This window comes from Pseudoalteromonas sp. S3431 (assembly GCF_000690035.1).
GTDB classification, from domain to species: Bacteria; Pseudomonadota; Gammaproteobacteria; order Enterobacterales; family Alteromonadaceae; genus Pseudoalteromonas; species Pseudoalteromonas fuliginea.
On sequence record NZ_JJNY01000111.1, the window covers coordinates 1 to 9888 of the forward strand.

General features: G+C 38.4%; 4 protein-coding genes. All 4 read right to left on the minus strand.

Translation table 11 applies throughout. The annotated features are described in order from the left end of the window. Positions 1 to 17: 17 nt before the first annotated feature. Complete coding sequence (locus DO88_RS00880; RefSeq protein ID WP_033031774.1) at positions 18 to 398, minus strand: hypothetical protein; 381 nt, start codon at positions 396 to 398, stop codon at positions 18 to 20. 868 nt (positions 399 to 1266) lie between these two features. Next, on the minus strand, positions 1267 to 2241 hold the full coding sequence (locus tag DO88_RS00875; RefSeq protein WP_033041009.1) for a transposase: 975 nt from the start codon (positions 2239 to 2241) through the stop codon (positions 1267 to 1269). 215 nt (positions 2242 to 2456) lie between these two features. Then, positions 2457 to 3143 carry a hypothetical protein gene (locus DO88_RS00870; protein WP_033030314.1) on the minus strand — a complete coding sequence of 229 codons (687 nt, stop codon included), beginning with the start codon at positions 3141 to 3143 and terminating at the stop codon, positions 2457 to 2459. Positions 3144 to 3155: 12 nt separating this feature from the next. Beyond that, on the minus strand, positions 3156 to 9872 hold the full coding sequence (locus tag DO88_RS00865) for a SpvB/TcaC N-terminal domain-containing protein (RefSeq protein WP_050482478.1): 6717 nt from the start codon (positions 9870 to 9872) through the stop codon (positions 3156 to 3158). Between the last annotated feature and the right edge of the window lie 16 nt (positions 9873 to 9888).

Consider the following 9888-nt stretch of genomic DNA (forward strand, 5'->3'; position numbering starts at 1 on the left):
CACCTCAGGGCGTGTTGTTAGGCATTTTTGTAGTTGAACCATATTTTAAAATATAGCAAAGCAAGAGTAGCTTCCGTAATAACAGCCAGTGAAATACCTATACCAGCAAAACCACGTAGGTATTCTGCACTACCAAGAAAAGCCAATGCAAACATAGAAACTGAAAGACTTAAACATATAGCCTGCCTAGACTCTGAATGCTCAGCATTTCGGCCGAACCAGCTAAATACCGATATTCCGAGAAATAACATTGCAGCCCTTCTACCAATGAAGAAAGCGGAACTATTTTCATCAATATTAAACAACATAAATAATACTTCGGGAATAAGTATAAAAATCACACACAAAGTAAGTGCGATAACGGCTGTAATTATGCTTACTATTTTAAATTTAATCATGCTTACCCCTGAATGCCTAACACTTTAGTACTTATGCGACACGCAGTTTGTGTTGCATAATCGCTTGTTGGACTGAGGCGCTACCTGCTCGGTGTGTCAGAGTTGGTGTTGTTTATGCTATGGGAATTTGCTTTTTAGAGGCTCTAGCTAAATCAGCTAATTTAATAAGCTTACCTATTATAATTTAAGCTTTCCCTGCATTGCTCAGCGTTTATTATCTATTCATTAAACCGAATGCTTAACCGTTAAGCAAGGATATTTTTCTAACTACTCGAATAATTACAAATCAAGTAGCTATAAAAAGTAAGGTCACTATTTAATCTTCGTAATACCAATCTGCTTAATTAAGTAAGCTATTTTGAGGTAAGAAAACAGTGTCGATAATAAGGCAAAAATTCGTTATTTAGTTGTTCTATATAAGAAATATTTAACACAGTTAGCGTCAGGTTTAAGCTCTCAAATTGCTCAAATATTATTACGAATTGGTATTAATGTATTAATGATGTAACAGCTAAAAAGCTGAATACAATACCCCAATAAAAACGATTAATGCCTGACCGTACATAGCACATGTATTTTGAAAAACTAAACTAGACAGCCACTTCATAACTAAACGACATAACAAAAACTAAACTAGACAGCCACTTAACTAAACAAACTAAACTAGACAGCCACTTCAATTGAACAAACAAAACGTTGCTATTAAATTTGATTTTTTTGTTAAAAATTTATCTTTCACTGCTCGGTTACTTGCATTTCATCCGTAAAGAACAAATTAGAACGCTTAAAATTAAATTCGTCGCATGGAAATAGCTGCATGGTGCAGTTGTGATTTATTACTGAATAGTTTTACTGAGTAGCTTACGTTTTATGCCAGTAGCTTTTCGCAGTTACTGATATTCACCCGCCGCTTTCTGTTTAGATTTTCACAATAACTTACTTGTGAGCTTGGCTTGCCAACAGCACCATGAAATACGCGTGTAAATTGCGTAGTCAGTTTTAACCAGTTTTCTGGGGATATATTTAACCTTTCAAGCAAAGGAAGGTTCATATTATCAATATACCCGCGTTTATCCTCTCGTATTATTCGTCCTGTTAATTCAACAAGCTCAAGGTACGATTTAAGCTCAAACGGCAGCCCTTTTGGCATTGTTTGACGAGGCTTGCCTGCAAAGCGCAGTAGTGGTTTTGGTTGCTTACCTTCTTTTGCGTGTGTTATGCGTTGCTTGATGCTGGTATGGTTTGACTCTTCGGGCGTTTCTGCCATTTTTGCTCTAATGGGGTTTAAATCAACATAGGCCATACAGGCAGCAAGGGCTGCTTCATCTAATAATGCTTGAGACGTAAAGCGCCCCTCCCAAAAGCGGCCTGTGCAATTATCTTCTTTATTTGCTCTGCGGGCTATATCTTCATTTAGTAACCGCATAAACCAGCTAATACTGGATAGGCGCTCGCGGTATTGGTTTACTGTTTGGTTAAAAAAGATAAGTTCAGCTTTACTTAGCTTTTCGCCCTGTATGTATTTTTGTGTAAGAGCGGTGCCTTTACACAGCTTATGCCAGCGAATAACAATCGCTTTATCATTCAGCCTATTCGCTTTTTTGTCATCTACATACAGTACTAAATGGGTGTGATTACTCATTACGGCATAAGCACATACATCAATACAAAATATTTTTGCTAATTCCAGTAACTTATCTTCAACCCAGCCTCTGCGATGCTCGTAAGATTGACCAGTAAAGTGGTCTTCACCACACAAAAAAGCACGGCGCACGCAACGCGAAATACAGTGGTAGTATTTTGTATCAACCAAACTTATTTGTCGTTTTCTTGCGATGGCCATAAGACATCCTGCTTGTTTTTTACACTAAATAAAGCGTAGTACTTTGAGCTTAAAAGTGCAAAATTTTGAGTGGATGTCTAGTTTATTTACAAAATTTTGAGTGGATGTCTAGTTTATTTAGGCTTTGGACTAAAATGAGGTTACTTTAGCTGTGGTTTAAGTTTGCACAGATAACAATCGGATCAAAATCAAGTAACGGCTTGTAAACCTAAAGCTTAGTTACTGCATTCATTTTCATAAACTCTATTGTAACTTATTTCTTGTTGAATCTTATTCTTGATTGACTTATTTGAAAGTTGATTCAAACTTGCTCTAAGTGATTCTAGCATGTATTTGTCACCAATAAGTAAGAGTGAATTTAATGCTGTTTTACCTATAAAACTATCTTGATTATCAATTAATATCGCTATTAACGTATCAACATCATTTTTTTCACCAATCATTCCAAGCCCAGTTATAGCTGAGTTTTTTAAGATATTTTCATTCGAACTGATCATCTCCATAAAATATTTTCGTGCAATATTCAGATCCACTCCACTATCAAAACATTTATTTTTTAGATTAATTCTCCATTTCATAGCAGCTAATCGAATTAAGTGATCATCTAATACACGTACATGCTTAGTGTTCCTCCATACCTCTAACAATATAGAATTATATAAATCAGCATCAAAACCTTCACTGGACCAACCATTGGAAATTAAATTTGAAACAGAGAACACAGCTTCTCTGTAGTTTTTATTCCAATATGAGCCAATTTCCATGTTCTGAACCGAGTTGTCAGCATGCCCAATTGTCTTTTCAATTTCGAGTTTCCACTGCCAATGACCATCGTCTGCATATGAGCTGCATGCAGATAGCAGCCAAATACCGCATGTTATGCAAATTTTAAATATCTTCATGTGTTTTCCTGTTTATGGGACTATCGGCCAACTTTGAACTTGGTTAACTCCACCCCTTCGTCTCGATTCAAAATATTGGATTTTTGAATCAACTTGCTGCACCTCTTTTGTATACTTCCAACGAGTTTCAACAAAAGTTCTTTTACGATCATTACTATAGGAAGACATTCTAATCTTTTGCCTATAGATTTTAACATCTAATATTGGCGTTTTTTCAATACTCCAGTTCACATAAACATTGTATACATTTACTTTCACCTCTGGAGCAAACACTATATTTGGCATCCTCATGCGCCATGCGTCAGGAAGGTCATAATTGTATGAAAGCCCTAATCTGGGATTCTCATTTAGATAAGTTTCAAAGGCTCCGCTTGCAAGAATCTCAGAATCGCCATCATAAAGACCTTCATGATGCAGCTCTCTTGAACCTAAATACTCAGTAGATGGATATCCATTCTCACCATCCCTTCTTTCTCGCCAATATTCATCAATAACTTCTGGCATATCAACACCATCTATAGAATTACTACCGCCAAAACAATTTGTACAAGCATATAAATCTATACCAGAGCTATTATTACCTTTTGCAGTTGTTGATGGTGCGCCTATATCGGCTGTTGCAGACATATTACCTATCTGAATATTAACCGTGCCATTACCGTTACCTGTCATTGTGCCGACTTTTACATTGCGTTTTATGCGAGAACCTGTGACAGATTGCTTCTGAGTAATATCCGCTGTTTCACCTTTTTCAAGGTTTTCTGCAACCTCTTGACAACTTGCAGCATCATCCGCACTACAACTTGCATACCCTGTAGGATCAGTACCACTGAGCGGATTATTCATTATGTAAGAATAAGGGTTAATACTTTGACTATTCGTTGGGCTTTGGATAACGGGGTCTACAGACATAAACCGACCAAGGTTATAATCGTACACCCGACCGTTCATATGAATGAGCTCTACATTATCTAAATGTTCGTGGTCAGTAAAGCCTCTTCGTGTTTTGGCATCCGCCATATCACCGAGTTTTGAATCTCCAAATGCTTTTAAGCCGCCACTGGCTAGCCGTGGTTTACCAAATGGGTCAAAATTTCGCTCTGCTTCTACTTGTCCGTTATGGTCGGTAAATACGCGTGCACTGCCTAAGCGGTCACGGTGAGTGTATCGAATGCTTGCACTGACCCCTGTCGTTTGGCTTATAACGGCTATGTCGTCTATGTAAGCTCGCCATGTGGTGTTGCTGCCGTCGATTTCTTCTTCATACAACTTATCGCTATAAAAAGTGGTTACGCTGCCATTCACTTGCTTAAAGCGCATGTGTTGTGGACCATAGGTAAAGGTGAGGGTTTTACCGTTTTTTATAATTTGTGTGGGTTTATCCATCGCGTTGTAGCTGGCACTTGTAAGGCCGTCGCCCCGTGTCATATTACCACGTGCATCATAACTAAATACTTTCCAACTGCCGTTGCGTAGCACACGTTTTACTGCATTCGGCCCACCTGTTGCACCGTTAGTGTAATCGTATTGTGAGGCGTAATCCGATTTAGATAACAGATTGCCCACCGCATCATAGCTGTAGTCAATCGTGGTAATGCCATTAACAGCGTTACTTTCTAAACGGTGCAGTGCATCGTAGCTGTAACTTTCACTAAAATTGTGCTGGTTGCCAATACTCCCCGTGGTGATATCAACGGCTTTTAAATTACCAAAGCCATCATACGCTGAGTAATTAATACTCATGATATTGCTATTATTTTTAGCAATGGTTTTAAGGATCATCTGACCATTCTTAAGGCTGTAAGCGGTATTTTCACTTAACCCATTACCTAATGTCCCCTGTGATATATTACCAAACACATCATGTTCAGTGATAGTTTTAAACACATAACCACTGGCGGCATTTTTTACCTGCGTTTGATAGCCTGCATCGTTATAAATGTACTCTAAGGTAAGGTTATTCGGGTAACGTAGCCCTTTTACACGGCCATAGTTACTGTCGTAAAATGTGGTTGTTGTGTAGCTTTTACCGCTACCAATAATAGTTTGGCTACTAGGACGGCCTCGACTATCGTATGCGTAATTTTTTGTTACGCCATTACCTGCCGCTTGATTTAACTGCCCTAGGCCATAGGTAGCGCCATCATAGCTATACGTTAACGTATTTTCACCTGTCGCGGTGCGTCGTGTAACGCGCCCAAGTACATCGGTTACATAACTGATGGTTTTATTATCCGCTCGGGATTCATGTTGTAATTCACCAAAACCATTATATTGAAAATTAGTGATACCTTGATTTGGATCGTTTACCTGTACTTTTTGACCAAGTGCATTGTACATTGCCACAATGTTATTGCCGTTAGCATCTTGAATAACGATTGGTAACCCTTGCCCATTATAGCTATAACGTGTAATTCCATTGTTTGCATCAGTTGTTTGCATTAGTTGCTTAAGGCTATTGTAAGTACGCGACATATCTAGCGTGATGCCATAACAACTATCATAAACTGTTATGCCTGTGGCAAGTTCGCTGTATTCGTAGTTTGTAGTCATATCACCGCAATGTTGATTGGTTACTTTTTCAGTTACGCGACCGAGTGTATCGTGTGCGGTATAAAATGTACCAAATACTGAGGCATGCTCTTTATGTGGTACAGATTCAAATGTTTTATAACCTACACTGTTATAAACAACATCACTGAATATCCAATCGCTATCAAAACCTTGTACGGCAGTGCGTAGTGTACGACCTAACTTATCTATATAGATTTTTTGGGCTGGTTGCCCGGCTGCCACCTTTAAGACTTGTAAAGCTGCGTGTTCGGGAGCTTGTGTATCCGGTATTTGTACTGCACTGTACTGAATGGGCATACCCGCAGTTTGAACGCTGTACGGACGGTTGTAATCATCATAGCCATAGTTGGTTACTTGATAATTACTGCCACTGAGTTGTTGGCGTGTTTGGGTTACCTGCCCCGTGGCGGGGTTCACATTGGTATAACTTATATGCCCTTTAGCATTGATTTGCTTGTGGGGGAAATAGCCGTCGCTTGCCTCGCTGATGCCATTTTTACTGTACGTAGTTGATGTCGTCCGCGTTTGGTCAACCCAACTGCCGCTACTGTTGCGTACTTTGGTTGTTTGACTCACAAGGTGCGGTAAGCCGTAATCATTAAAAGCAGTCGTAACTGTACTGCCATTACCCGAAATAGCTGAGCCTATTTTACCACTAATTTCGACTACACCAGCCTGACGACTGCTATGATATTGAGAATAAACAGTTGTATTAGATGTTTTTTGATCGAGTGTTACATTCGTTATTGGATCATTACTATTACGCTCTTTAATTGCGTTTTTTGTCACTGTTTTATTAGTGAGTTTATTTAACCACCAACTGCTTTTATCGTTCTGATAAGTACTAGTTTGGGATGTTGTATATACTCCCCAGTCGTCATTAATCTCTACCGAGTTGGCTGTTACATTTGCATATTCATCAATTCCAATTATGGTTTTATTGGTAGATGTAACAACACTTTTAGAATCAAGATCTCGCGTTAGCTGCGTTGTAGAACGAGGATATACATTATAAACACCTGATATAGTATGGTTCAGGTTATCCTGCCAGTCAGTACTTGAATAACTTAATGCATTAGCTTCCAGACTTGCTGATTGTAATAAATTATAACTTCGCACGTTATAGTCATTTACCGCAAAAGTAGCTTGGCGTTCTAACTTACCCTGATACGGAAAGACTTGTTTAAAGTCTGATTGTGTAACGAGCCCTCGACTTACATCTTTTTCTATAATGCTTTTAAAGCCCATAAAACCACGGCCGAACTGGTTATACACAGCGCCTGCATAGCTATACGCTGTTTCTGTCGTGTCGTTCAAACCATTACTTTGCAGGAATGAATTCACAACGTACATGCTAGATGCAAAATTAATATACCCTGGCTCTGATATAATGCTGTTTCTCAGTAAATCATATTCAACTTTGCTACTCGATAATGGTCGTTGCTGCCATTTGGCTTCTTTACCTAGGCCATCTTTAGCTGCTAACATAAGATCTACAGGGGCATAATCACGACCACTCACTCCTGAACCAGTACCGTAATTACGATTTATAAATACACCGTATTGTTCAGTATATGCAGAAAAAGTCCCCTCAGCATTTCCTTGATTAGAAAACCCAGGCTCTGATGTATGATTAAATACTAAGCTTCTTAAGCCTGTTCCGTATGCATCAACAAATGCTGAATCATATGGGTTCCCCACCAGATTTGTTTCGCTTTTAGTTACACTCAACTCCCCGGCACTATTTTGACTAAAATGTAATGCATCAAATTGATAAATACTTTTATCGAGTGAACTACTATCAATTGGGATTAAAGAGCTTCGATCTCCTGGTCGTGTTTCCCATTCACCATATAACTGATCACCACAAAAACGATTTCTACCTAAAGAAGTGCAGCGGGTCAGTAACCGCTTACCTGGCATCAATAGTTCAGGTATTCCGTCATAGTTAATATCTTCAATAAGAAAGCCTCTTCCATATTTAGGTACTCTTCGCGTTATCCACTCCCCAGCGTTATAAAGTACCTTCTGCTCTACCGTTTCGATAAGATTGTTACTAAGGGTATGTTTTGCTGTAAATACTAATGCCCCTTTATTTAATCTATAAGTAAGAGAAATAATATTTTCGTTATATTCCCACCCAAGCCAATCAGTTAATCCATCACCATTTAAGTCAATAAACATACTTAACTGAGGTTTTAGCGTTCCTAAGGTAACGCTAAATGGCAAGGCATGATCGTTTTGATAATTATCATCACCCAAAAGTAATGTTTTTGGGCGGGCCTGTAATGGCGAAATAATATCTTTAGCCCCCGTACTAACATGCATTATATCTATTGTGCCATCGCCGCTAATATCACCTAATACTGTATAGTCATCTAAAAGAACAGTGGTATATAAATCGCTAGCTGTACCTTTTGTAAGACTAAAGCTAAATTCAGGACGAACGTAAGGTCTGCTTACATTTTTTTGATGCAAGTAAAGTTCAATTTTAGGGGCATCACTTGCAATATAAAGTAATATGTCTGGCCAACCATCATTATTAAAATCTGCAATTTGCCGTATATGGCTTTCTCTTAATTCAGGTTTTAAAGAAGGAGGCATTTCGATATTTGTCGAAATTAATCCTTCACTAGACAAATCGAACATTAACTCTTGATTTTTAATTGACCATTCATCAGTTATTCCATCTAAGTCAATATCCCCTTGGCTGCATTCATGTCTAAGTGTAAATCGGTTAAACTGGCATGAATCTAACGCTATATTGTTGTGGCTAAAGTCCCCCTCAGCATTAACAAAATAACCTGACCAATCTCTTACGCCATCACCATTTACATCGCCTCTTGGTAAAACCTTGCTTATTGATTTTTCGTTAGGATAAAGTATGTTACTTTCCCCGCCTAAAGGCTCCAGCATTAATACTTCTTGAGTATTATTCCAAGTAAATAAAGTTGAAGGTAAGCAATAATTATTGCTAAAACATTGAGAAACCTCATCTAACAGTTCTTTACCCGATGCAGTACTCTTTTGGTAATTTAGCTCATAACTCCAAACATTTTGATTAACGTTAAAAATATCAACCTTGTGGAGTCGTTGTGTAACAACTGAGCGACCTCCAAACGAAAAGCGTTCGTGTATTTTATTTCTCGGCTCATAAATAAATTGTACTTTTTGCTCTCCTTTATTATTAACCGAGCTACCGGTATAAGAAATCTGATCTAGCAACAACTCTGCAGTTCCATATAAGGCATAGTCATAATGAATATAATTATTCTCGGTTGCATCATGTTGATATTCAACCAACCACGAATAAGTAGCGGTCCTACCTTCATGTATTACTTTTGAGTCAATTGTTTTACCAAAATATGACACTCGACCGTTTTTATACTCAGCTTTAAACCACGTAGATGTGCCATTTAGTGAACCACTTTGCGTTACACGCACAAAACTATCAATTTCAGTGCGGTATTGTGTGCCTGAATTACCATAACTACCCGATGTAGCAATTAAACGCTGGCCGTCTAAACAAAGCCGATCGTTACTATTATATTGTGGACTTTGTGTAAACCCATCTTGTGCATAAGTTGCAGCGCAGCGTGTAATACTAGAACCAACTGAAAGAGCCCACCCAACACCCGCAATACCATTACCACTACGAGATGAATAATTTAATGATATTTCTGGCTGCATTCCAGAACGCCCAGGGGTAAGCTGAATCGGAAGTTGATATGTAGCCGCACCACCACTTACACTAGCCTGCCCCTTAATTGCACCAATTGCTGAAAAGTCTGGTGCTACAATATCAGTAGACTCTTTATCTAAAGGAATAATAACCGAGGTCTCTGTTGCTAATTCTATTGGTGATTGAATTAATACACTAATAGACTCAGTGGTAACGAGTTCATTCTCATCTGTTACCCTTAGAACTATATTAGTACTTCCACTTTGGCTTGAGGCTTCAACTACAAGGTGGGCTTTTCCATTTATAAAAGTAACTTTTAGCTCTTTAAATAATGATGGATTCATAGCATCAACATCCAATCTTAAAGAACCCAAAGGTGTTTCTTCATCACTAACACTAAAATCAATACCGATACTTTCATTAGTCAACAGCTTAATCGAATTAGCTCCAGTAATACGTGGCCGATCATTCACACTATTTACAGTGAGC